This is a genomic window from Streptomyces sp. NPDC002701, from assembly GCF_042889045.1.
Classification (GTDB): domain Bacteria; phylum Actinomycetota; class Actinomycetes; order Streptomycetales; family Streptomycetaceae; genus Streptomyces.
Map to the genome: position 1 here is coordinate 480941 of NZ_JBIAQL010000004.1, position 24009 is coordinate 504949.

General features: G+C 71.0%; 16 protein-coding genes and 2 pseudogenes. 7 read left to right on the top strand and 11 right to left on the bottom strand.

Annotated features, from left to right (window positions below; genetic code table 11):
- Nucleotides 1-106: 106 nt before the first annotated feature.
- The gene (locus tag ACFYXC_RS14700; protein WP_389551131.1) at nucleotides 107-1096 is read left to right on the top strand and encodes a TIGR01777 family oxidoreductase; all 990 of its coding nucleotides are present in this window, start codon (nucleotides 107-109) and stop codon (nucleotides 1094-1096) included.
- 187 nt (nucleotides 1097-1283) lie between these two features.
- Here the strand turns inward: ACFYXC_RS14700 and ACFYXC_RS14705 are convergent.
- Nucleotides 1284-1837, bottom strand: a pseudogene (locus ACFYXC_RS14705) (hypothetical protein).
- A gap of 231 nt (nucleotides 1838-2068) precedes the next feature.
- Here ACFYXC_RS14705 and ACFYXC_RS14710 point away from each other — a divergent pair.
- Complete coding sequence (locus ACFYXC_RS14710; protein ID WP_389551133.1) at nucleotides 2069-2704, top strand: TetR/AcrR family transcriptional regulator; 636 nt, start codon at nucleotides 2069-2071, stop codon at nucleotides 2702-2704.
- A gap of 184 nt (nucleotides 2705-2888) precedes the next feature.
- Nucleotides 2889-3158: a hypothetical protein gene (locus ACFYXC_RS14715; protein WP_388907140.1), complete on the top strand. Its 270-nt coding sequence runs from the start codon at nucleotides 2889-2891 to the stop codon at nucleotides 3156-3158.
- 48 nt (nucleotides 3159-3206) lie between these two features.
- Here ACFYXC_RS14715 and ACFYXC_RS14720 read toward each other — a convergent pair whose 3' ends face one another.
- The 4 genes and pseudogenes from ACFYXC_RS14720 to ACFYXC_RS14735 form a co-directional block, all read right to left on the bottom strand.
- Nucleotides 3207-3899: a response regulator gene (locus ACFYXC_RS14720; protein WP_389551136.1), complete on the bottom strand. Its 693-nt coding sequence runs from the start codon at nucleotides 3897-3899 to the stop codon at nucleotides 3207-3209.
- Entirely contained in the window at nucleotides 3896-5386 is a 1491-nt protein-coding gene (locus tag ACFYXC_RS14725; protein ID WP_389551139.1) for a sensor histidine kinase, read from the bottom strand. The genes ACFYXC_RS14720 and ACFYXC_RS14725 overlap by 4 nt, the downstream gene beginning before the upstream one ends.
- Nucleotides 5387-5515: 129 nt before the next feature.
- Nucleotides 5516-7758 (bottom strand): annotated as a pseudogene (locus ACFYXC_RS14730) (MMPL family transporter).
- A 156-nt stretch (nucleotides 7759-7914) separates the two neighbouring features.
- Entirely contained in the window at nucleotides 7915-8718 is an 804-nt protein-coding gene (locus ACFYXC_RS14735) for a polysaccharide deacetylase family protein (RefSeq protein ID WP_389551142.1), read from the bottom strand.
- 651 nt (nucleotides 8719-9369) lie between these two features.
- Here ACFYXC_RS14735 and ACFYXC_RS14740 point away from each other — a divergent pair.
- Nucleotides 9370-10983: a long-chain fatty acid--CoA ligase gene (locus ACFYXC_RS14740; RefSeq protein ID WP_389551144.1), complete on the top strand. Its 1614-nt coding sequence runs from the start codon at nucleotides 9370-9372 to the stop codon at nucleotides 10981-10983.
- A gap of 117 nt (nucleotides 10984-11100) precedes the next feature.
- Here the strand turns inward: ACFYXC_RS14740 and ACFYXC_RS14745 are convergent, their stop codons facing one another.
- The gene (locus ACFYXC_RS14745; RefSeq protein WP_389551147.1) at nucleotides 11101-12900 is read right to left on the bottom strand and encodes a helix-turn-helix domain-containing protein; all 1800 of its coding nucleotides are present in this window, start codon (nucleotides 12898-12900) and stop codon (nucleotides 11101-11103) included.
- Between the two features lie 142 nt (nucleotides 12901-13042).
- Here ACFYXC_RS14745 and ACFYXC_RS14750 point away from each other — a divergent pair, with 142 nt between their 5' ends.
- Nucleotides 13043-14431 (top strand): MFS transporter, encoded by a 1389-nt coding sequence (locus ACFYXC_RS14750; RefSeq protein WP_389551150.1) that lies wholly within the window; start codon nucleotides 13043-13045, stop codon nucleotides 14429-14431.
- A 95-nt stretch (nucleotides 14432-14526) separates the two neighbouring features.
- Nucleotides 14527-16212, top strand: a complete 1686-nt coding sequence (locus tag ACFYXC_RS14755) for a tannase/feruloyl esterase family alpha/beta hydrolase (protein ID WP_389551153.1) — start codon at nucleotides 14527-14529, stop codon at nucleotides 16210-16212.
- On the opposite strand, the gene ACFYXC_RS14760 is transcribed toward ACFYXC_RS14755, so the two are convergent.
- Both ACFYXC_RS14760 and ACFYXC_RS14765 read right to left on the bottom strand, forming a co-directional pair.
- Nucleotides 16196-16573 (bottom strand): signal peptidase I, encoded by a 378-nt coding sequence (locus ACFYXC_RS14760; RefSeq protein WP_388907110.1) that lies wholly within the window; start codon nucleotides 16571-16573, stop codon nucleotides 16196-16198. The two genes, ACFYXC_RS14755 and ACFYXC_RS14760, sit on opposite strands and share 17 nt — an antisense overlap.
- A 57-nt stretch (nucleotides 16574-16630) precedes the next feature.
- The gene (locus tag ACFYXC_RS14765; protein ID WP_389551155.1) at nucleotides 16631-17836 is read right to left on the bottom strand and encodes a glycosyltransferase; all 1206 of its coding nucleotides are present in this window, start codon (nucleotides 17834-17836) and stop codon (nucleotides 16631-16633) included.
- Nucleotides 17837-18128: 292 nt separating this feature from the next.
- On the opposite strand from ACFYXC_RS14765, the gene ACFYXC_RS14770 reads away from it, so the two are divergent.
- Nucleotides 18129-18833 carry a hypothetical protein gene (locus ACFYXC_RS14770; protein ID WP_389551158.1) on the top strand — a complete coding sequence of 235 codons (705 nt, stop codon included), beginning with the start codon at nucleotides 18129-18131 and terminating at the stop codon, nucleotides 18831-18833.
- 67 nt (nucleotides 18834-18900) lie between these two features.
- Here the strand turns inward: ACFYXC_RS14770 and ACFYXC_RS14775 are convergent, their stop codons facing one another.
- From ACFYXC_RS14775 to ACFYXC_RS14785, 3 genes are all read right to left on the bottom strand, one after another.
- On the bottom strand, nucleotides 18901-20103 hold the full coding sequence (locus ACFYXC_RS14775; protein WP_389551161.1) for a cytochrome P450: 1203 nt from the start codon (nucleotides 20101-20103) through the stop codon (nucleotides 18901-18903).
- Between the two features lie 223 nt (nucleotides 20104-20326).
- The gene (locus ACFYXC_RS14780) at nucleotides 20327-23104 is read right to left on the bottom strand and encodes a glycosyl hydrolase (protein ID WP_389551164.1); all 2778 of its coding nucleotides are present in this window, start codon (nucleotides 23102-23104) and stop codon (nucleotides 20327-20329) included.
- Nucleotides 23105-23634: 530 nt separating this feature from the next.
- Complete coding sequence (locus ACFYXC_RS14785; RefSeq protein ID WP_107014587.1) at nucleotides 23635-23838, bottom strand: cold-shock protein; 204 nt, start codon at nucleotides 23836-23838, stop codon at nucleotides 23635-23637.
- Between the last annotated feature and the right edge of the window lie 171 nt (nucleotides 23839-24009).

The window sequence follows — 24009 nt, forward strand, 5'->3', positions numbered from 1 at the left end:
CCCGGTCGCGCTGGATCTGGACCGCCACGTCTCTCGTCGAACCCATTACTTGAACGCGTTCAAAAAGAGGGGTTACGCTGGTGCCGGACGAAGCCGAGGGGGTTCGATGAAGGTAGTGCTGCCCGGGGGCACCGGACAGGTGGGCGCGATTCTCGACCGTGCGCTGACAGCGGCGGGCCACGAGGTCACGGTGCTGACCCGCCGCCCCGTGCGGGCGCACGAGGTCGCATGGGACGGCGCCACGCTCGGCCCCTGGGCCGAGGCGGTCGACGGCTGCGATGTCGTGATCAACCTGGCCGGGCGCAGCGTTTCGTGCCGCTACACCTCCGAGAACCTGCGGGCGATGATGGACTCCCGGGTGGATTCCGCACGGGTGGTCGGCGAAGCCATCGCCACCGCCGCGCGGCCACCGCGCGTCTGGCTGCAGATGAGTACGGCGACGGTGTACGCCCACGGCTTCGACGCGGCACACGACGAGGCGACCGGGGTGATCGGCGGCTCGGAGGCCGGGGTGCCGGACTACTGGGCGTACAGCGTCGACATCGCCAGGAACTGGGAACGGGCGCAGGCCGACGCGCCGACTCCCGCGACCCGCAGGGTGGCGCTGCGGTCGGCCATGGTGATGAGCCCGGACCGGGGCGGTGTGTTCGACGTCCTGTCACGCCTCGCGCGACTGGGGCTGGGCGGTCCGGTGGCGGGCGGCGCGCAGTACGTCTCCTGGATTCATCACGAGGACTTCGTACGGGCGGTGGAGTTCCTGATCGCCCGGGACGACCTCGACGGTCCGGTGAACCTCGCCTCGCCCGCCCCTCTTCCGCACCGCGACTTCATGCGGGCACTACGCACGGCCTGGCGCGTCCCCGTGGGACTTCCGGCGACGCGCTGGATGGCCGAGCTGGGAGCGTTCGCGCTGCGTTCGGACACGGAGCTGCTGCTCAAGAGCCGCCGGGTGGTGCCGGGTCGGCTGCGCGCGGCCGGATTCTCCTTCGCCCATCCCGGGTGGGAGAAGGCCGCCACGTCCCTCGTACGACAGGCCAGGTCGGTCCGTGCGGCGTCGGGTCGCCCGGATCGCGGCGCGCGGCGAGTGCCGGGCTGACGACGGCGGACCGGAGGAGAGCGGCTGGAGGACGGCTTCGGCGCTCAGGCCCGTGTGCGGCCTTCGCACCGGGGGCCTGAGCGCCCTGCGCTCTTCTGAGCTGTCCGGGCCCCGGGGCGTTGTCCTCCTCCGCTTCCGGGCCGGCCCGTCGAGTGCCGGGGGAAGCGGGGTGGCCGACAGGTCGTGCCTACCGGCCGGTGCGCTTCAGGCGGAGTGCGGAGACGAGGAAGAAGACGCCCCCGAGGAAGGCGTAGCCGGCGAGATTCTTCAGGGAGGCGTCGTCCGCGCCCGCCTGCGCGAAGAACGACGCGCCGGCGAAGGTGGAGATGGCGCCGCTGGCGATCATCGCCCACTGGCCGCCCAGGTGACGCCGGACGACGCCGACGACGAGCTGGACCAGGCCCGCGGTGACGGCCCACAGGCCCCAGACCCGCAGGACCGCCGGGATACCGGAGGTGGCGGCGACGGCCAGGCCGATGCCGGTGAGAGTGCTCAGCGCGATGTTCGCGTACAGGCCCCGCACAGGGCCCTTCCCCGCCTGGGCGGACCGCAGATCGACGACCGCGCACGCCATGTCGAACAGGGGGTAGACCACCAGGAGCGTCACGCTCAGCGGGCCCAGCGTGTCCGCGGTCGTGAACAGCAGGGCGGCCCAGACGGCGGCGAACGCGAAGCGCAGCATGTACAGCTTGCGCAAGGTCAGGGGGCCTCGGTGGGGGTGGTGCGGGCCAGGGTTTCCATGGCGGATGCCTTTCCTTGACGTTTCCTGCCTCAGGTGAGGCGCGTGAGCCCGCGGCCCCGCTCGTCGATCAGATGCCGACATGCCGACACGGGGCAGCACCGACGTGCGAGGGTTCGAGGGTCCGAGGGAGAACGTTCGGTCTTGTTCGGTCTCAGGAGCATTGAAGGGGCCCGCCGTCCCCCCTGTCAAGACCGAACGTTCTCCCTCACGAGTTTGGTAGTCTCGGCCTCATGAGTCGGGGTACAGAAGGCGGCGGCACGTCCGAGGCGCGAAGCAGGCTGCTCAACACGGCGACGAGGATCTTCTACGCGGAGGGAATCCACTCCGTCGGCGTCGACCGGATCATCGCGGAGGCGCAGGTGACCCGGGCGACGCTGTACCGGCACTTCACCGGCAAGGAGGAGCTCGTCCTCGCCTATCTCGATCAGGCCGACCGGGCGATCCGGGCCCAGGTCGCCGCCGCGCAGGCGAGCGAGGAGTCGGCAGGCGACCGGATCCGGGCCGTCAGCCGGTCCATCGCCGAAGGCATCCGGTCCCCCGGGTTCCGCGGCTGCGCCTTCCTCAACGCGGTGGCCGAGTATCCCGACCCGGCCCACCCGATCCACCGAGCCGTACTGGCCCACCGCGCTTGGTTCCTGGACACCGTGACCGAGTTGCTGGCCGATGCCGGCCACGCGCCGGCCGACGCGGCCGGCCGGCATCTCGTCATGCTCCGGGACGGGGCCATGGCCGCCGGCTGCCTTTTCGACCCGCACCTGGTCTGTGAGACCTTCCTGCAAGGCGTCGAGGCACTTCTTGCAGCGGGCCCTGCCGTGACGCCCGTACCGAGTGCGGGCCCCTCCCCCGCCACTGGCACGCCGGCCTGAGCGTCGGCGCGAACGGAGAGCGGTTCGTACGGAGTTCGGGTTCATCCGGATGTCGGCTGAGGGCTGCCCTTCGTTGCCCTCGCGGGCACATCCTGAGGGGGTGTGCCCCTGCGTGACCGTCGTCGACAGCAACGGTCCCGGGCGGCAAGCGAGTTGGACGGCGAGACGGACATGGAGGACGAGAATGAAGCGTTCACGGGGGATCGGCGTGGCGGCTGCCGCGGGGGCGGTGGCACTCCTGCTCGCGGGATGCAGCACCCCGACGGATACCAGCGAGATCGTCACGTTCACCGACGAGCACGGCCGCGTCTGCACCGCGGCCGTGATCGTCGACAAGGAGGAGAATGAGGGCGACGACTACGAGGTCTCCAGCCTCGACTGCGAATACCCGCCCGAGGGACGGACACCGGGGCCCACCCGCTACTCTCCCCTCCCGGACCGGGATGCGAAGTGACGGGCCTCGGCCGTCCTCACTTCCAGCACGACCTGTGTGCGTAGCCGACTACGACGGGCGGTCGTTGCCGCCGTCGGGGATGGCGTGCGCCAGGCCCGTCCGGTAGGCGATGACGACCAGTTGCGCCCGGTCGCGGGCTTCCAGCTTCGTCATGGCGCGCTGCACATGAGCGCGGACGGTGAAGGGGCTGAGGAACATCCGCTCCGCGATCTCCTGGTTGGACAGGCCGGTCGCGACCAGAGCCACCATCTCGCGTTCGCGCGGGGTGAGCACGGCGAGTCGTTCGGGGTGGTGCGGCGGGGCGTCGTCCGGCGTGGCCAGGAAACGGGCGACCAGGGAACGGGTGGCGGCGGGAGACAGCAGGGTGTCGCCCTCGGCGATCGTCCGCACGGCGTCCAGCAGGTCCTCGGCCCCGATGCCCTTGCCGATGAAGCCGCCGGCCCCCGCGCGCAGCGCCTGAGCGACGTACTCGTCGGTCTCGTACGTGGTGAGGATCAGGATGCGGCTGTCACGCAGTTCCGGGTCCGCGCAGATCTCCGACGTGGCGGTGAGACCGTCCATCTCGGGCATGCGGATGTCCATGACCACCACGTCCGGGCGCAGTTCGCGGGTGAGTCTCACCGCCTCCCTGCCGTCTGCGGCCTCGCCGACCACGGTGATGTCGTCGGCGGTGTCGAGCAGTATCCGGAAGGCACCGCGCAGCAGGGCCTGATCGTCGGCGAGGAGCACGCGGAGTGTCACGGCGTGTCACCGGCCTCGACGTCACCCGTCCATGCGTCGCCCGAGCGCGTGCCGTCCGACTGCGTGTCCCCCGACAGCGTGTCGTCCGCCCACGCTTCGTCTGCCCGCGTGCCGGACGTCCGCGTGTCGCCTGTCGCTCGGTCAGCCATGCGCCCCTCGCTGGTCGGTGCCCGGTCGGTGCTGCCTGCCGTGTTCTTGGCGGGCGGGAGGGGCAGCCGGGTGGAGACGAGGAAGCCACCCTCCGGGCGCCTGCCTGCGGTGAGGTGTCCCCCGACCGCGGTGGCACGTTCCCGCATCCCGATCAGACCGTAACCGGGCGGCCGGTCCGACAGCATGGACGTAGCCGATCCCATGGACGTATCCGATCCCATGGGCGTGCCCGAACTCACGGGCGTGGTCGGGCCCGTGGACTCGGCCCCGCCCGCAGGGGCGTCACGCGCTGTGCGGGCGCCTCCCCCGTCGTCGGTGACGGTGAGGGCCACGTGGTCGCGGTGCCAGGCGAGGTGCACCCGGGCGTCACCGGTACCGGCGTGCTTGGTCACGTTGGTCAGGGCTTCCTGGACGATGCGGTAGGCGGTGAGGTCCACTCCCGGCGGCAGCGGCCTGGCCGTACCCTCCTCGTGCACCGACACCTCCAGACCCGCGCGCCGGAAGGACTCCAGGAGCGTGGGCAGCCGGGACAGCCCGGGCGCCGGTTCGGCGGGCTCGGCCCCGTCCCCGGACTGACGCAGCAGACCGACCGTGGCCCGCAGATCGTCGAGCGCGTCGCTGGTGGTCGCGACGAGCTCCTGGAGGCTCTTGCGGGTCTGCTCCGGGCGGGTGTCGAAGAGGTGCGCGGCAACCGTGGCCTGCGCGTTGGCCAGGGTGATCTGATGGGCCACCAGGTCGTGCAGTTCCCGGGCGATGCGCACCCGTTCCTCGGCCACTCTCCGGCGCGCCTCCCTGTCCCTGCTCTCTTCGGCCCGCCGGGCCCGCTCCTCCACGGCCGCCAGGTAGGCCCGTCGGTTGTGTACCGCACGACCGAGTACGCCGGCCACCAGCGGGAACGCCGCCACCGCCCCCACCCTGATCGCGTCCTGCCCCGAGAGGGCCCCGAACAAGGGGGTGGAGGCGACAAACAGCGCCGCGGAGATGACCGACACCGCGCACGCCGCGCGCCGTTCGGTGCGCGCGGCGAGCGAGTAGGAGTAGGCGGTGATCACGGCGGGGGCCACGATGAGCGGGCTCAGCAGGAGGTCCAAGGACGGCGCCAGCACGCCACTCGCGGTCGTGACCGCCATGGCGGTCAGGGGCGCCCGGTGCCGCACCGGCAGCACGGCACAGGACACCACGGCGAGGAAGTAGGCGGCGGCAGGCGGCGCTGACAGGGTGCTGCCATCGTGCAGCATGCCGCTGAGCAGACAGAGCGCGAACGCCGTCATCGTGATCGCCGCCTCCCGCCACCACGTGCCGCGTGATCGCCGGGCACCGCCACCCGTGTGCCTCACGTCAGGCCACCGTCGCCCCTGCACGTCGCGCCTCCGCCACCCGCACTCGTCGCGCCCGCGCCGCGCGTGCTCGTCATGCCCCCGGCACCCGTGGCCGTCCGGTCGCCGCCACTCACTCCCATGGCCACGTCAGTCCCGGCCGACCGGCAGTCTCGGCGCCGCCGCTGCCGGTACGGTCGCGAGGCCCGGGGCATGCCTGCTCAGTGCCTCGCCCTCGATGTCCACGTTCGGCAGCACACGGTCCAGGATACGAGGCAGCCACCAGGCCCGGTGGCCGAGCAGCGCCAGGACCGCGGGCGCGATCGCCATCCGGACGACGAAGGCGTCGAAGGCGACGGCGGCGGCCAGGCCGACACCCATCGTCTGGATGGTCGGGTTGTTCATCCCGATGAATCCGGCGAACACGCTGATCATGATGATCGCCGCCGCGGCCACCACACGTCCGCTGTGCCGGAAGCCGTTGACGACGGCTTCGCCGGGGGACGCGCCGTGAACGTACGCCTCCCGCATCCGGGTGAGGAGGAAGACCTCGTAGTCCATGGCGAGGCCGAACACTATGCCGATGACGAGGATCGGCATCAGCGACATGACGGGTCCGGTCTGCTCGATGCCGATCAGGTCCGCCGCCCAGCCCCACTGGAAGACGGCGACGAGGACACCGAAGGCGGCACCCACCGACAGGAGGAAGCCGAGCGCGGCCTTGACCGGGACCAGGATCGACCGGAAGACCACCGTCAGCAGGAGCACCGCCAGGCCGATGACGACGGTCAGATAGGGAAGGAGGGCGTCGGACATGGCTTCGGAGATGTCGATGTTCAGCGCGGTCGTGCCGGTCACCAGGATGCCGGCGCCCGTGTCGGCCTCGACGTCGGCCACCGCGCTCCGGATCGCGTGCACCAGGTCCTTGGTCTCGCCGCTGTTCGGCGCGGTCCGCGGGACGGCGGTGAGGACGGCCGTGTCCCCGGCCCTGTCGAGCACCGGTTCACCGACCGACGCGACCCCCTCCACCGCGCGTACGGTCCTGACGACCGAGTCCGTGGTGGCCTGCGTGTCAGAGGACTCCGAGGTGTCCACCACCACGGTCAGGGGACCGTTGAAGCCGGGGCCGAAGCCTTCCGACAGCAGGTCGTAGGCACGGCGCTGGGTGGTCTCCACCGGCTTGGACTCGTCTCCGGGCAGCCCGAGTTCGAGGCTCAGCGCCGGTACGGCGACGGCGCCGAGACCGAGTCCGGCGATCATCAGCACGGCCAGCGGCCTGCGCAGCACGAACCGCGCCCAGCGGGTGCCGAGGCCGGACCGGCCGGCCGCGTCGGGCACCGGGTGCGGGCTCCCGGCGCTCCGCCGCACGGCTTTGCGGGCGGCGCGGGACAGCATGCGCCGGCCGAAGAAGCCGAACAGCGCGGGCACCAGGGTCAGTGCGACGAGTACGGCGAGGGCCACGGCGCCGGCACCGCCCAGGCCCATCTTGGTGAGTTCGGGGATCCCCACGACCCCCAGGCCCGCCAGCGCGATGAAGACGGTCGCGCCGGCGAAGACGACGGCTGAGCCGGCCGTGCCGACCGCCAGGCCGGCCGCCTCCTCCGGCTCGCTGCCCCGGGCGCGTTCGTCGCGGAAGCGGGAGATGATGAAGAGCGCGTAGTCGATGCCGACCGCCAGGCCCAGCATCAGCGCCAGGATGGCGACGGTGGACGTCAGGCCCAGCGGAGCGGCCAGGGCGGAGACCAGGCCGAAGGCGATGGCCACGCCCAGGAAGGCGGTCAGCAGCGAGAGTCCGGCCGCGACCAGCGACCCGAGGGTGAGGACCAGCACCACGGCCGCCACCACCAGCCGATGATCTCCGTCGTACCGCCCGGTTCCTCTTCCGAGTCCAGGGCCGAACCGCCGATCTCCACCGTCAGGCCCGCGTCCCGGGCCTGGTTCGCGGCGTCCTCGAGGGCGCTCTTCGTCGCGCCGGTCAGGTCGACGGCGTCCGCGGAGTAGGTGACCGTGGAGTAGGCGATGGTGCCGTCCTCGCTGACGGCGACGGTCTCGTAGGGGTCGGTGACCGACGCGACCTGCCGGCCCCCGTCCAGCGAGCCGAGCGTGTCCTCGACGGCCGCCCTGTTCTCGGCGGCCGTCACCCGCTGTCCGTCCGGGGCCCGGAACACCAGGCGGGCCTCCGCACCCTGGGAGTTGCTCTGCGGGAACCGCTCGTCCAGCAGGTCGAACGCCTTCTGCGACTCGGTGCCGGGCATGGACAGGTCCTCTTCCTGCCCGGCCGGTGCCAGGGCGGCGGCGACCCCGACCAGTACCAGGACGCCCAGCCAGACCGCGCTCACGAGCCGGCGCTGCCGGAAGGCCCACCGCCCGATCCGGTAAAGAGAAGTCGCCACTTGTTGATCACTCCAGACAGCGTTGCGGAAAGGGGATTGCGCGGGTTTCGCGCGCCTCCCACACTTCCTTCCGGCGCCCTGCCGGGCATCGTCCGTCGCCGCTGTCTTCCCCTGGTGCGGGCGGACCGGCCGCCGGTGTGTCCTGGTGCCTGCGCACTACGGGCCGACGCGGGCCCCACCGGCCCGGCTGACGCCGGAGGGGGAGGTGAGCAGGGTGCGCAGGTCCGTGATGTCGTAGCCGCGGGTGCGGATCGCGTCGATGATCTGCGGCAGTGCCTGGGCGTCGAGGACCGGACCGTGGCCGTCGAGGGAGCCGACGTGCATCTGGAGGATCGCGCCCGGCTTCAGAGCGTCCAGGGCACGTGTGACGGCCTTCTGGACGGTCATACCGGACGCGGTGCCCTTGTAGCCGTTGGTGTCGGTGGTCCACTCGATGTCGGCGTGTCCGAGGGCGTTCACCTCGGCGATCTGCTGCGGAGTGGTGGCGCCGTACGGGAACCGGAAGAACGGCAGGGGCCGGGTGCCGGTGGCGCGGCGGATGGCCTCGTCGGCGAGGGTGACCTCCCGCGCGCGCTCGGAGCTGGTCAGTCGGCCGAAGGGCGGGTGGCTGTGGGAGTGGTTGCCGATGCCGTGACCGGCCGCTGTGATCGCCCGGACGGCAGCGGGGTGCCGCTCGGCGAAGTGCCCGGTGAGGAAGAACGTGGCGGGTGCGCGCTGCTGCCGCAGGACTTCCAGGACCCTGTCGAGACCCGCCTCGTCCCAGGCCGCGTTGAAGGTCAGCGCCATCACCCGCTGTGCGGTCGGCATCTCCCGGACAGCGCTGCCGTACAGCTTCTCCACGGGCGCCGGGGTTCCCGCGGCGGGCGTCACGGTGAACGCCAGCAGTGCGAAGGCGGCCGCCAGAACGGCGACGCGCAGCCTGCCGACGGCGGCCTTGGCGACAGAAGAACGTCGAATCATGCCCGGAACGTAGCCTTCTGTGCCCGCTTCTCCCCCGCAGCCGCGCAGACAGCCGGGAAAAGCCAGCCGGGTGGCGTGGCGGTGGTCAGGTGGCGTTGCCGTGGCCAGGTGGCGTGGCAGTCGGCGACTGCTCCGCCTTCGTGCAGGGCGGCCTCCGATCCGGTGCGGTTCACGAGCGATCTCCGTATCGTTGCGTCGTCCCGGCCTCGGAGCACGGACGAGACAGGTGTCAGCCCTCCCCGCGCAGGACCAGCAGCACCGATTCCGGGTGACGTGGCTCACTGGAACCGGCGTCGGCCTACGGACAGGTGGCAGGAACGGGGCGTTCCTGAGAAACAGCTCACGTCTCCACCCGGGTCCGGGAGCGGACCGGTGTGAGAAACGCCGCCAAGGGGGGCGAGGCAGTGGGTGGTTCCCACCTCTCCTGGGTCCCGAACCGCACCTAGGGTGACCGTACGGGGCGAACCCGTCACCCGGCCGGAAGAGGAGACTCATGGCTGATCAGTTGCGCACGGCGATCGTCACCGCAGCCGGGAGGGAGCCGGTCGTGGACGCCGGAGTCACCGACGGCGGCCGGACCCGCTGCGTCGCGGGCGGCTCCCGGTGCTGAGGGCGACCGAGCCGACAGGGGCAGCAGGGGCAGCCGACGCCATGTACGGGCTGATGCAGCCGAGGCCGCTCACCATCGCGCACATCCTGGAACGCGCCGAGGCACTCTTCGCGCACAAGCAGGTCGCGACCGCCGGCGTCGAGCGGCTCACGTACGCCGACGTCATCGCTCACGCCCGGCGCCTCGCCACCGTGCTGGACTCCCTGAAGGTCCCGTCCGGCGCCCGGGTCGCCACGTTCGCGAGCAACAGCCGACGCCACCTGGAGATCTATCTCGCGGTGCCCGCCACCAAGCGGGTGCTGCACACGATCAACATCCGGCTCTCCGCCGACCACCTCGAATACATCGTCGACCACGCCGAGGACGACGTGGTGTTCGTCGACCGTGGGCTGCTCGCACGGATCTGGCCGAGCGTCGACCGGCTGTCGCGGGTACGGCACTGGGTGGTGCTGCCCGACGGCAGCGACACGGCGCTCCCGGCGGACCCCCGCATCCTCGGCTACGACGAACTGATCGCCGGTGCCGTTCCGTTCACGGGCTCGTTCGAGGACACGTTCGCGCTCGCGGACGAGAACCTGGCCTCCGGCCTCTGCTACACCTCCGGGACGACCGGACCGCCCAAGGGTGTGCTCTACAGCCATCGGTCGACGGTCCTGCACTGTCTGGGGACGCTCGCGGCCGGCCTCATCGGGCTCGCTGAGAGCGACGTCGTGATGCCGATCGTGCCCTTCTTCCATGCCAACGCCTGGGGCCTTCCCTACGGCGCGCTGATGGCGGGCGCGTCTTTGGTCCTGCCCGGCTCCTCCGCGGAGCCGGCTCACCTGTCGCGGTTGATGGAGGCCGAGCGGGTGACCGTCGCCGGTGCCGTTCCCACGGTGTGGACGAGTCTTGTTCCGGAGCTGCGGAGGCATGACCTGAGCGCCGTGCGGTTCCTGCTGGGCGGCGGTTCCGCCGTTCCCCCCGCACTGTCCGAGACCTATCGCGCCGCCCTCGGCGTGCCCATCACCCATTCGTGGGGGATGACGGAGGTCAGTCCCGTCGGAGTCATCGGTGGTACGCGCACCCAGCACCGGGAAGCGACCGCGCTGGAGCGAGTGGCCGTGCGGGCCGCCCAGGGCCAGCCCCTGCCGCTCGTCAACCTGCGGACCGTCGATGTCGAGACGGGCCGGGAGTTGCCCCGCGACGGCAGTGCCGTCGGTGAACTCCAGGTGGCGGGGCCGTGGGTGGCGGGCGGCTACTTCCGGGTGGACGCCGACGACAGCTTCACCGACGACGGCTGGCTGCGCACCGGCGACCTGGCCACCCTCGACGGCGACGGCTACCTGCGGCTGGTGGACCGGATGAAGGACCTGATCAAGTCCGGAGGCGAATGGATCTCCTCGGTCGAACTCGAGGCCGTCATCGCCTCGCACCCCGACGTCGTCGAGGTCGCCGTGATCGGCCGCCCGGACCCGCGATGGGCGGAGCGTCCCGTCGCCTACGTCGTCCTGCGCGACGGCAGCGCCGTCACCGCCGAGGAACTCGTGCGGCACATCACGCCGATGGTCGCCAGGTGGTGGCTGCCCGACGAGGTCGTCTTCATGGCGACGTTGCCCAGGACGGGCACCGGCAAGCTCTCGAAGAGCGCCCTGCGGGACTCGGTACGCAGCACCTGAAGACAGCACCTGAACGCCGCTGTTGAACGCAGTTCCTGAGCAGCCGGCGCACAGGCCGGCGTCGCGTCCCCGGCCCGGGCCTCCGCCGGCGGAACCGCCTGCGGCAGACGTGGTCGTTCACGACGGGGTGGTCGCGACGGCTCTCAGCTGGTGCAGGCGAAGTCCGAGCTGCAGTTCCAGGTCGTGCTCGTGGCGCCAGTTCAGACCGAGCACGGTGCTGGCCCGGTCGAGCCGCTTGAGCAGCGTGTTGACGTGCACGTACAACGCCCGTGCGGTCGCCGCGACGTTGGAGTGGTGGGCGTAGTAGGCACTGAGGGTGCCGACGAGATCGGTGCCGCGTCGCCGGTCGTACGCGAGGAGCGGGCCTATGGAGTCGGTGATGAACCGGTCGAGCTCACGGACCCGTTCGGTGTCGAAGACCATGGCGTAGAGGGCGTACCGGCCCGTCATGGCGCCCAGGTCGGTGTGTCCGATCGCCCTCATCACGGTGCCGCAACGACTGGCCAGGCAGAAGGCACGTGACCAGTCGTGGTTGACCACTCGTTCTCCCACGACGACGACGGGGTCACCCAGCGTGCGGCGCAGTCGGTGGTGGGCCTCCTCCACGGTCCGGTCGTCGTCGTCACTGTGGAGGAGCATCGTCGCCCTGCCCAGATGTTCGCCGGCCAGGCCGGAGCAATCCCGGGCGATGTCGTGCAGATGGCGCGCGAGGTCGGTCGACGACGACGTGGGCGAATCCGCGACGAGCACCAGATCCAGCCGGTCGGCGTCGATGTTGCGGGCCCGGGTGCGGGCCTGCTGGGCAGGACTGATGCCGGGACTGCCGACCATGAGCTCGGTCAGGAGCTCTCCGCTCAGCCGCTCACTGGCCTCGGCGACGGCCCGCTCCTTGAGGATGAGCAACCCCAGGATGTGGGTGGCGCGTTCGAGGGTCCGCAGGTCCGTGTCGTCGGGGGCGCCGCGGTCGGCGACGTCGTCCCGGCTCCACGCCAGCGCGCCGAGGTAGTTGTCGCCTGCCTGGACGGAGGCCACGCTGAGGGCCGTCCCGGCGGCGTCGACCAGGGTCGTACAACGGCCGGAGCGTCGTGCGTCCTTGACGGCATCGGCCAGGTCGTTCTCCGACGGGGTCCGGCATTGACGTGCCGTCATGTCCCGGCGTACGACGAGAGGGGCACCGGTCCTGTCGAGGAGCGTGACGCTTCCGCCCAGCTGGTCGGCGAGCAGTTGCGCGACGTCGTCCGGTGTCCCGCCGGCCAGCACGACACCGGTCAGGGATTCGTGGATCGCCTGCGCCCGCTGGACGACGGCCATGTGTTCCTCGATCTTGCGGTACGCGCCCTGCAGTTCGTGCAGGGCGGTCCGGCTTGCCTCGTAGAGGCGGGCGTTGTCGAGGGCGACAGCGGCGTGATCGGCGAACGCGCTCAGCAGCGCGATCTCGTCCGCCTGGAAGGAGCGTTCGGAGCGGTCCCCGGCGAACAGGGCTCCCACCGCCTCACCCCGGATGACCAGCGGTACGCCGAGAAGCGCGACGAGTTTCTCGGTGTCGACGAGGCGGTCGAAGTTCGGATCGTGGTCGATGTGTGTCGTGGCGGCGTAGTTACGGACCCAGTGCGGGCTGCGGGAGGCCAGCACCTTGCCGCCGAGCCCCACGCCGACCGGTATGCACGCCGCGAGGAACGAGGCGGAGATCGTGCCCTCCGACGCCTTGGCCGACAGTCTGCCGTCCGCCCCGACCAGCGAGAGGTAGGTGAAGTCCGTGCTGATCAGATCGTGGGCGTGGTGGACGATCGACTGCAGCACCTCGTCGAGTTCGCGCAGCGCGGTGAGGGACTTGGCCGTGGCGTACAGCGACGCCAGTTCGCGCTGCCGGCGTACGAGGGAGTACGACTCCGTGCCGCTCTCCGGGTCGCCGACCACAGTGCCATCCCCTCCGCACGGGGTGGGAGAAAGACCCACCGCCTCGGCGCGAGGTGTGGGTGTTGCACACCTCAACCACAGACTAACGGCGCCTTAATGTCACCGTCATCACCTTCCTGCGTCATCGACGAAGGCGGCACGTATGGCAGCTCCGCTCGCCCAACCCGAAGGACAGTCCGAGCGCGCCGAGACCGGTTCGCCCGCGGCTCCGCGTCGAGCCTCCCGCAAGCTGCTGGCCGCGGGGCTCGTGGCGAGTTCGATGGAGTGGTACGACTTCTTCCTCTACGGCACCGCGGCCGCGCTGGTCTTCCCCCGTGTGTTCTTTCCGGACTCCTCGGTGCTGGCGGGGACGCTCCTCGCCTTCAGCACGTTCTGGGCGGGCTTCGTGGCGCGTCCGATCGGTGGGGTGCTCGCCGGACACTTCGGTGACAGGTACGGGCGCAAACCGGTCGTGGTCACCTGTCTGGCACTGATGGGGGCCGCGACCTTCTTGATCGGCTGCCTGCCGAGCGCGGCGGCCGTCGGCGCGCTGGCACCGACGCTGCTGGTCGTACTGCGCTTCATACAAGGGCTCGCGGCCGGCGGTCAGTGGGGCGGCATCATGCTGCTCCTCACCGAGTCCGCCGGTCCCAAACGGCGCGGCTTCGCCGGGACGTTCGGACAGACCAGCGTCCCGGTCGCCGTGATCGTCTCGAACCTGATCTTCGTGGCCGCCAGCGGCCTGATGCCGGAGGACGCCTTCCTCAGCTGGGGCTGGCGCATCCCGTTCCTGGTCAGCGTCGTGATGTTCGTGGTCGTCCTCTACGTCCAGACCAGGGTGGAGGACACACCGGAGTTCCATGAGCTGCGGCGGCAGTCGTCGCGGCCACAGAGCACGGTGGTCCGGGCGCCGCTGGCCCAGGTGATCAGGAACAGGTGGGGCACGATCCTTCTCGGCTGCGGGCTCCTGTCGGCCACCAACAGCCTGTTCTACGTCAGCATCTCCGGACTCCTGAGCTACGGCACCGACTCTCTCGGGCTCGACCGCGACCCCCTGCTCGCGGTCGTGCTGGCGAGTTCCGTGGCGATGCTCGTGACGCTCCCCTGGTCCGGCCATCTGTCGGACAGGATGGGTCGCCGGCCGCTGATCCTGGTCGGTGGCATGGGGGTCGCCGTGTGGGCCTTCCCGTACTTCCGGCTCGTGGACACCGCGTCCCTGCCGCTGATCTTCGTCGCGGTGACGGTGGGCTTCGTGTTCCAGTGCCTCACCTACGGTCCGATCGCGAGCTACCTGGGCGAGCTCTTCGAACCCGCGGTCCGCTACTCGGGCGCGTCGCTGGCGTACCAGCTCTCGGCGATCATCGTCAGCGGCGGCACGCCGTTCCTCATGACGGCGCTCATCGCGGAGGCCGGCAGCACGGTCCCGGTCGCCGCCTACATCATGGCCATGGGGCTGATCACCTTCGCCAGCGCGTGGTTCCTGCCGGAGACGAATCCGGCCGAGGTCCGTGCCGATCCGCACGCCGTTCCGGGCCGGCACCTCTACGGCTGATACGACTGACCGGGCCGGTGTGGACTCGACACTCCGTGCTCACCAGATGCAGAGAATCCGAAGCCGTGCTCGTGCGGTGCAGAGAAGGGGCCGGCGTGAGGAGAACCGAGGCAAGAGGCACCACGATTCGTCGGCTCGCCGGGCCGGCGGCCCTGGCTCTCGTGGCAGGCGCGCTCCACGTCCTGGCGCCCGGACCCGCCACCGCCACGACCTCGTCCGGGGCGGGGTACTCGGCGACGGTGCCGCGGTGTGCCGGGCTGGCCCGGATGGAGATTCCGGCGTCGGTCATGAGTCTGCCGACCCGGGGCGGTCGCGTGACGTCCGCCGCCGTCAGGACGAGCGTCGTCAGCGGCGAGACGGTCACGTACTGCCAGGTCGACGCCGCCCTCTCCCCCGTCGACCCGGCGGCGCCCGAGGTCAGGATGCGCGTCGACCTGCCGTACGACTGGAACCGTAAGGCGATGATGTTCGGCGGCGGAGGCTACAGCGGCACCGTCCCGGACCTGACGGCGAACGTGCCGTTCGGCCCCACGGACCGGCCGGCGCCGCTGGCCCGGCGCTACGCGACGTTCGCGAGCGACTCCGGCCACCAGCAGAGTCCGACGGCCCCTCCGTCACTGGACGGGTCGTTCGGCCTGAACGACGAGGCCCTGCACAACTTCGCCGCCGGCGACGCGCTCAAGAAGACACACGACGCGAGCCTCTTCCTGATCAGGCACGCCTACGGGACCAAGCCGGCCAAGGTCTACTTCGCGGGAGGCTCGACGGGCGGCCGGGAGGCTCTCGTGGTCGCTCAACGGTGGCCGGAGGCGTTCGACGGTGTGATCTCCGCCTATCCCGCGTGGAACAACCTCAGCGAAGTCCTGTACCTGGGACACCTGACGCAGGTCCTGTCCCGCCCCGGCGCCTTCCCCGGACCCGACAAGCAGACGCTCCTCTACGACAGCGTCATCAAGGCGTGCGACCATCGGGACGGCATCAGGGACAAGGTGATCTCGAACCCGCGCGGCTGTCGCTTCGACCCTCACGTGCTGCGCTGCCCCACTGGTGCCGACGACGGTCCGTCCTGTCTGTCGGACGCTCAGATCCGCTCCGTGACCGCGATGTCCACGCCGTTCAGGTGGCCGTACCGGATCGCCAGTGGCGAGACCGGATACCCGGGCTTCCCGTTCCTCTCGGGGGCGGACATGCGCACCCCCTTCCTCGGATTCGGTACGACCGCCCCGGCCCACCCCATGCCCGTGACGAGCGGCTACGGGATGCAGTACTGGGATCAGTGGGTCAAGTACTTCCTGACCCGCGACCCGCACCACAACTCCCTCGACGTGGATCCCCGGCGCCCGGGAAAGTGGCTCGGCCGGATCAGTCACCTGTCGACGGTCCAGGACCGCAACGACGCGGACCTCCGTCCGTTCGCCCGCGCCGGCGGCAAGCTGATCCTGCTGCACGGCGCCGCGGACGAGCTGGTCTCCCACCGGTCGACGAGCGACTACTACGAGCGTGTGCGCGACGTTCTCGGCCCCAGGTCGACCCACGCGTTCATGCGGTACTACGTCCTGCCCGGGGCGAATCACGCGAACGTCGGCGCGCCGGCGTTCGCGGGCACCTCCGACTCACTCACCGCGCTCGAACGCTGGGCCGAGAAGGGGCAGCCGCCGACCCGCCCGGTCATGACCGACGCGCTGCACGAGCGCACCCGCCCTCTCTGCACATATCCGGCCTGGCCCAGATACCGCACCGGTGACCCGGACAGCGCGGCGAGCTTCACCTGCGTGCGCTGACGGGTGTGGCGTATCCGGGCACGGAGGGCCACCGCACCGTCAGTACCACCGACTCGTCCTCCGCGACCCAGGAGTGATCCACTCCCTGCCCCCAGACGACATAGTCGCCCTGCTCCGCCAACAGCACGCTGCGACCGGGGAACTCCATCCGGAAACGACCCGTGACGAGGACCAGGAGAGCGGTGCGCACCTCGCCCTCCACCCACCGCGCCCGCTGGTCGCCCCGTGGGTGGACGCCCCACTTGACCTCCACGGCGTCGCTGTGGCGAGGGTCGCCGTGCTCCTTGAAGTGTCCGAGCAGCCAGCCCCGGTCCAGGGCCGCGTCCTTGCCCGCGTTGCCCACGTACACGCTGTCTTCCATGCGCCCGCACGCTAGCAGTCGGCCCCCGCGCCGGCCGCGCCGCGCACGAGGGCTCGTTCAGTGCAGGGTGTCGGCCAGCAGGCCCGCGGCCACCGCCGCTCCGTCGGTGCGGATCCTGGCGCCCAGAGCCTTCGCGCGTGCCCGGGTCCCGGGCGCCAGGACCGTCTTGAACGCGACGCCCAGGGACTCGGCGGTCGCGGCCGGACCATCGAGTGCCACACCGATGTCCAGGTCCGCCACTCGGCCGGCCCAGTACGGGTTGTCCGCCAGTTGCAGGGGCACCACCACCTGCGGCGCTCCCGCCCGGGCGGCGGTCACCGTCGTCCCCGCGCCACCGTGGTGCACCACCGCGGCCACCTCACCGAACAGCCGCTGGTGGTTGGCCTCGCCGATGGCGAAGCAGTCGTCCCGGCCGTCGACGAGGTCCAGGTCCGCCCAGCCGCGCGAGACGAGGACGCGGCGCCCCTGCGCGCGGATCGCCTCCACGGCGTTGCGGGCGATGTCCGGCGACGGGCGCATGCTGCCGAAGCCCACGTAGACCGGCGGCTCACCCGCGTCCAGGAACGTCGACAGGTCGGCCGGCAGCGGGCGTTCGTCCGGCAGGCTCCAGGCACCCGTCTGTGTCACGTCGAGGCCCGGCGTCTCGCGCCACGCTCCCAGGACCGGGTCCGCCGCCAGCCACGGCCGGTCGGAGTACACATGGTCGCGGACGTTGTCCACGGGAGGCAGACCGAGCGATGCCCGGTGGCTGTTCAGCGGCCCGCCGAACTGCTCGGTCACGTGCTGGGCGTCCAGCTCCCACCGCGTCCGGTTGTCGGCCGCCTCCGGCGCCGGCCAGCCGGGCCGCGGCGGCGGCGCGTGGTACGGCGACGGCAGGTTGACCGCCGCGTAGCTCACGTACACGTAGCGGATGCCCGCGGCCTCGGCCACGGACCGCGCGGCCACCTGCGCCAGGCCGGCCGCGACCAGCGCGTCACACCCCTCGGCCGCGGCGGGGAAGACGGCGAACTGCTCGTCGACCATCTCGGTCCGGTAGCGGGACAGGTCCGCCGCCGACGGCAGGGTCGTCCCGCGCATCAGCTCCTTCACCGGCGGTCCGACGGGCACCGGTTGCACACCGAGACCAGCGAGCCGTTCCGCGAACTCCTCGTCCGGCGGGGCGCACATCCGCACCTCCACGCCGCGCTCCTGGAGCCGCACCGCGAGTGCCAGCAGCGGTTCGACATCGCCCCGTGTCCCGTACGTGGTCAGCAACACCCGCATGCCGCGCCCTCTTTCGGTCTGTCGTACCCCGCGTCCGGCCGTGCCCGCCCGGGCTTCGAGCGGTTCTCGTCGACGACGACGCGTCGCCGTGGCGGGTGCGCGGCAGCAGTGTACGTGGCGTGGCGCCGGAACGGTCTCGTCGATCGACACGCCCTCTCGCGTGGACCGCCCGCGGTGGCTACGGTGATCGCCAACGTCTCCTACAGGCCGGCGGTGCGGCGTCGGCCCCGGGCCGTCCGTATCCGTCGACGCGCAAGGTTCCTGATCGGCAACACAACCTGAGGGCGGCTCCATGCCTGGTTCGTCCGTGCCCACTCCCGATGTCTCGATCATCCTGCCCTGCGCCGGGTTCGGCACGCGTTTCAGGGCTCCCTACTCGAAGGAGCTGCACTGTCTGGCTCCTGGGGTCACCGTGCTGGACCGCAGTCTGGAATCCGCCGTCGAGCTGGCCAAGAGCGGGCTCACCGTGCGGCTGGTCGTCGTGTTCGGGACGCACAAGCTGGACACGGTCGGCTATCTCACACGCTACGCCGACATCTTCCAGTTGGTCTTCGTCCACCAGGACCAGTCGCTCGAACCGGATCTCGACGGCGCGATCCGGTGCGCTCTGCCCCTGACGCGGGGACCGGTGGCCCTGGTCCTGCCGGACATCGTTGTCACCGGCGCGAGCAGTTCGGACGTCCTCCTCAGCGCGTTGCAGCGGGCCGGGGCGGCGGGCTGGAGCGTGGTGGCCACCGAGGAGCGGGATCCCGACACGCTGCGGCGGATGGGTGCGCTGGCGCTGGCCGAGCGGGACGGCGTCCTGACCGTCGGGGCGGCGGTCGACAAGCCGGCGGATCCCTCGGGCTTCAACGCGTTCTGGGGCATGGTGGCAGCCGCCGAGGAGGAAGCGCACCGCTTGCCCGACGTGGTGCGAAAAGGGGCGGACAGCCCGCTGGTCGGCGCGGTCGCTCTCCTCGTGGAGGACATCGCCAACTACAACACCGCGGCGGGCTGACTCCGGCCCGGCGGCAGCGCCCGAGCCTCTCCGCCACGCCGCTGCCCACCCGTACGCGCGCGAACGGTCAGAAGCGGACGGGGAGTTCGAGCAGACCACGGCTCCGCATCGACGGCCGTCGGCGTGGCCCGTCCGGCGGGAGGTCGAGCGCGAGGTCGGGGAAGCGTTCGAGGAGCGCGGCGAGGGCGATCTCGGTCTCCATACGGGCCAGGGGCGCCCCGAGGCAGTAGTGGATGCCGTGTCCGAGGGCGAGGTGACCGGTGGCGTCGCGGCCGATGTCGAGCCGGTCGGGGTCGGTGAAACGGTGCGGATCGCGGTGGGCGGCGGCGAGGGACAGCAGGACGGTCGCCCCGGCGGGAATGCGGACTCCGCCGATGGTGATGTCCTCGACGGGGAACCGGCGGACGGCCAGGGGCATGGGCCCGTCGTGGCGTGCCACTTCCTCGACCGCACCGCTCAGCAGACCCGGATCGGCACGGAGCGCGCCCAGTTGGTCCGGGTGGCTGAGCAGGGCCAGGGTGGCGTTGCCGATCAGGTGGACGGTGTTCTCGTAGCCGGCGAACAGGATCAGGAAGGCCAGGGACATCAGCTCGTCCTCGCTGAGCCGGTCGTCGTCGTCGCGTACGGCGATCATGGCGGAGAGCAGGTCGTCGGCGGGGGCGGCCCGCTTGTCGGCGACAAGCTGGGTGAAGAAGGCCAGAATGGACCGGACAGCGCCCTTCGCCCTCTCGGGCCGGGTCGGGTCCGGGGCCACGAGTGTGTCGGTCCAGGACCGGAAGTCCTGCCGGTCGTGCGGGAGCACCCCCAGCAGATCGCAGATCACGGTGATCGGCAGCGGCGCGGCGTACGAGGCGATCAGGTCGGCGTGGCCGTGCGGCGCTATGGCGTCGAGCAGTGCGTCGGCGGTGGACCTGATGGGTTCGCGCAGGAGGGCGATACGCCTCGGGGTGAACGCCTGCGACACCAGGCGCCGGATGCGGGTGTGGTCGGGCGGATCCATGTTGAGCAGGTTGGCGTCCAGCGCCGGCGGCAGCGAGAAGCCGTGATAGCCGCCCGGCGTCCCGTTGCGCTTGTCGAGGGAGAGCCGGGGGTCGGCGATGGCCTGGCGTACGTCGTCGTAGCGCGTGACCAGCCAGGCCGGGAGTCCGTCCGTCCCCGTGATGCGGTGGACGGGCCCGGCTTCCCGGAGGCGGCCGTACACGGTGTACGGGTCCGCCATCAGCTCGGCGGGGTCAACGCGGGGCGGCTGCCCGGGTGTTGTGGTGGACATGGTTTCCACCCTAGACAGAACGGGCCCACCCGTGCTGCGCCACGCGCCGGTCCGCCGGCCGGCGGGCGACCCGAGCGGTACCGCCGGTGTGCCCCTGTGCCCCTGTGCACAATGGTGCGGCGGACAGCGGCTCGACGCCGCTGCCCGCCGCGGACCTTCCGCCGGTTCAGCTGTGCTGCGGCTGTGGGGGTCGGCCGCAGCACAGCCGTGATGCCCCCGTGGTTCAGCCGTAAGGGATGACCAGCACGGATTTGTCGGTGCCCGTCTGCAGTTTCGAGGTGCCGTTGCCGATGGCGTTCCACACCTCCAGGCGTACGGTGCCGCCGGCCAGGTTGCCCGGTGTGCCGGTGGACGCCTTGAGCCCGCGTCCCTGCGAGTACTCCTCCCATCCGGTGACCGGGTCGGTCGCGAAGTAGTTGTACGTCTCGGTCCGCTCGAAGCTTCCGTCGCCGGTGAAGTCGTAGCTGATCCGGGCCTGTTGGCCGAGTCCGACCGCGCTGCCCGCGTCCACCTGGAGGCGGAACGCGCTCTGTGCGCCCGGGGTGAGCGTGCCGTTGACGCCCCGGACCTCGTAGACGAGGGGCTGGTTCGGCGTACCGTCGTGGTTGGCGCCGCCACCGGAGGCGATGGTGTCGCTGCCCGCCGTGCCGCCGGTCGCCGTGGTCAGCGTGCCACCGGTGCGCAGCTGGAAGGTGTTGCCGGTCGGCGGATCCGGATCGGGGTCCGGGTCGCCCGAGCCGGTCCCGGTGCCGGTCGCTGTGGAACGAGCCGGCACGGAAAGGGTCTTGCCGTCGGAGAAGGTGACGGTACGGGCCGTGGATCCGTGGTTGTGGGCGGCGTACGTCCGGGTCGTCCCCTTGGTGAAGACGGCGGAGGTGGGGATGTCACCGGTCACGGTGGCGTCCGGGGCGCCGAGGGTGTCGAGGGTGTTGATCCAGTGGTAGGTGTGCGCCTTCGACTCGCCCTGTTCCGGGGTGTAGCCGGCGTTGCCCGCGTCCCACTTCGCCTTCGCCGCGGCCGGATCGGCGAGGGACTGGAACTCCCACAGGATGTCCCGCCATTCGACGGCCGGGCCGCCGTTCTCCCGTTCCATCTCGGCGATGTTGCGCCGGATCGCGGCCTTCTCACCGCCGAGGTGGAGCGAACCGCCGGTCACGGGCAGGACGTTGATGCCGTGGATCTCCTCGGGGTTGGCCGTCCACCAGGTGGCGTACGCGGCGCCGCTGCCCCAGACCATGCCGGCCGTGTCCTTGGTGAACGAGGACGGGAAGACCTGCTCGTCGGCGTCGAACCAGTACTGGGCGATCGACTCCGACTCGGTGGTCAGCAGGTAGGTGCCGAGGTCACGCAGCGAGGTGTCGCCGGTCGCGGAGCCCCACAGGACGAGTGCCGCGCTCAGGTTGGTGGACTCGGAGGAGGACTCCTGGTTGTTGCCGGCGGCGAAGCCCTGGTGGCCGGAGGCCCAGCTGTGGCCCGCGTAGACGTCGAAGCCGCGCAGGAAGGGGAAGGTGGTGTCGGTGCGGCTGGGGTTCGCGGCGTCCCGGACGAGGGTCTTGACCATGCCGCCCCAGGCGGAGTCGGCGGCCCACGCCTGGTCGTACTGGGCGACGATGGCCGCCGCGTAGACGTAGTAGCTGTAGTGGAAGTGGTGGTCGTTGAGTTCGGTGTCGCTGCCGTAGGAGGCGGGATAGCCGGTGAGCGTCTTCCAGTCCTTGTCGTAGCTGAACTCGTTCGCGCCGCCCGCCGTGAACCACTCCTGGAGCTTGCCCTTGAGCAGGCCGAGGAGTCTGTCGCGGGTGCCGGTCTCGCCGATCTGCTCGGCGAGCGGGACGAGTTGGGCGAGGCGCCCGAGGGCCTTGCCCGTCCAGTACGTGTCGGAGGCTCCGGAGAACGGGTCGGCGGCGTTCACGACCTCGTTCAGGTAGCCGCGCAGCCGGGCGGCGTCCACACCGGTGGACTTGGGCAGCCCGGGCAGTACCGCCGCCGCCTTCTGGCTCGTGGTGAAGGAGGCCGACTCGCGGACCTTCATGGTGCCGCGCGGCGAGACGTAGGTGTACGAGGTGAGGGCGTCCGTGGTGTTCAGCCACTGGTGGCGGTAGAGGGCCTGGAGCGTGCCGCGCTCGGTGCCCTCCTTCGCCTCGGTGGTGAGCGTGTAGGTCGCCCTGACCGTGCCGCCGGTGTAGCTCCAGGTGGTCTTGGAGTCGGTGACGAAGCTGTAGGCGTACTTCTTGAAGGTCGCCAGCGCGTCGGTCGACGGCAGCACGGCGACGGAGAAGTAGTCCTTGGAGCCGAGGCCCGCGGTGACGGTGGAGCCGGCGACGTTCCAGTCGCTGCCGGTCGGCGCGAAGAGGGCGTAGTGGTGTCCGGCGACGGTGATGCCGAGGACGTTGCCCTGGTCGGCGAAGACGGCGGGGGTGCCCGCGGTGGTGATCTGGGCGTTGCCGCCCGTGCCCTTGGCGTAGACGAACGGGGAGCCGTGGCCGATGGTGGTGCGCAGGGTGCGGGTGCCGTCGGACCAGTGGGGGGTGACCGTCCAGTCGGACCAGTCGTCGGCCTTGGTGTCCGGTGCGTTGAGCCCGGTCAGGCCGATGGTGAGGTCACGCTTGTGGGCGTACTCGTACTGGCGCCCGTCACCGACGATCGCGGGGCTCGTCGGGTAGCCGACGTCCAGTCCGCCGGCCGCGGCCTGGTAGGTGAGGGGGTGCCCGTACATGGGGGTCGAGTACGGGTTGTCGCCGTAGCGCTGGAAGGCGAGGGAGGACCACCAGTCGTTGGTGGGCACGGGCCGGTTCTTTGCGGCGGCCGTCAGCTTGGGCGTGACCGGCGCTCCGGTGTTGGTGGTGGGGCCCGACGTCCCGGCGGGCCGGGTGTCGGAGTAACTGCCGGAGCCTACGGGGACGGTGGCGGCGGCCGCCGGTACGGCGGCCGGGCCCAGCCCTACGAAGACGAGGGCTGAGGCCAGGAGCAGTCCGGCTGCTGGCCTGATGCGGGGGGATGGCATGCGGCACCTCACGTCTGACGCGACGGGTGGCTGAGAGCGCTCTCAGATGGCCGAAACGTAAAGCCTTTGTAATGCACGTGTCAATACGTTGAACACAGCAAGCAGTTGACGGCGAAGCCGGGGCTTCATGCCTTCGCGTCTTGACGGTGGGATTGCCGCGGTGGGGTGTCTTTGGGGTGGGGGTCGCTGTGGGGGTGGGCGGATCGGGCTGGGGTCGGGGGCGGACTTGATGCTCGTCGGAGCCGGCCGGGAGGGGTTGCGGGACGGGGTCGGGGCGATGGGAGCCCGCCGCGGACGGGAGGACCCGGCCGTCGGGGAGGACTTCAGGCCAGACGGGGCGGTGAGCGGCGGATTGAGGCGGCAAGGGGCGAGATCCGGATGCGGGGCCAGCGCATCGAGGGCCAGCGCGTCGAGGGTCGGCGCGCAACCCCTTCCCGTGGCGCGAAACGGCTCGGCCCCCGGAACCGGTCGTGCGTTCCGGGGGCCGATGATGTCCGGCTTTGACGTACGTCAACCGTTCATCTGTGACGTCAGGCGGGGGTGATGTTCTCCGCCTGCGGGCCCTTCTGGCCCTGCGTGACGTCGAAGTTCACGACCTGGCCCTCCTGCAGCTCACGGAAGCCGGAGGCGTTGATGTTGGAGTAGTGGGCGAAGACGTCCGGACCTCCACCCTCCTGCTCGATGAAGCCGAAGCCCTTCTCGGCGTTGAACCACTTGACGGTGCCCTTGGCCATGCTCGTGCCTTTCCAGTCGCTAACGGACCCGCACCACGCGAGCCCGGAGGTGATCGCCCTGGTCCTGCACTGCACACCAAAATGCCCGCGCCGGAGCGCGGGCAGGTACTGCGAACCACGACATCTGACACTGACGCTACACGGTGAACGCGGCGATCACCAGAGAGCAAC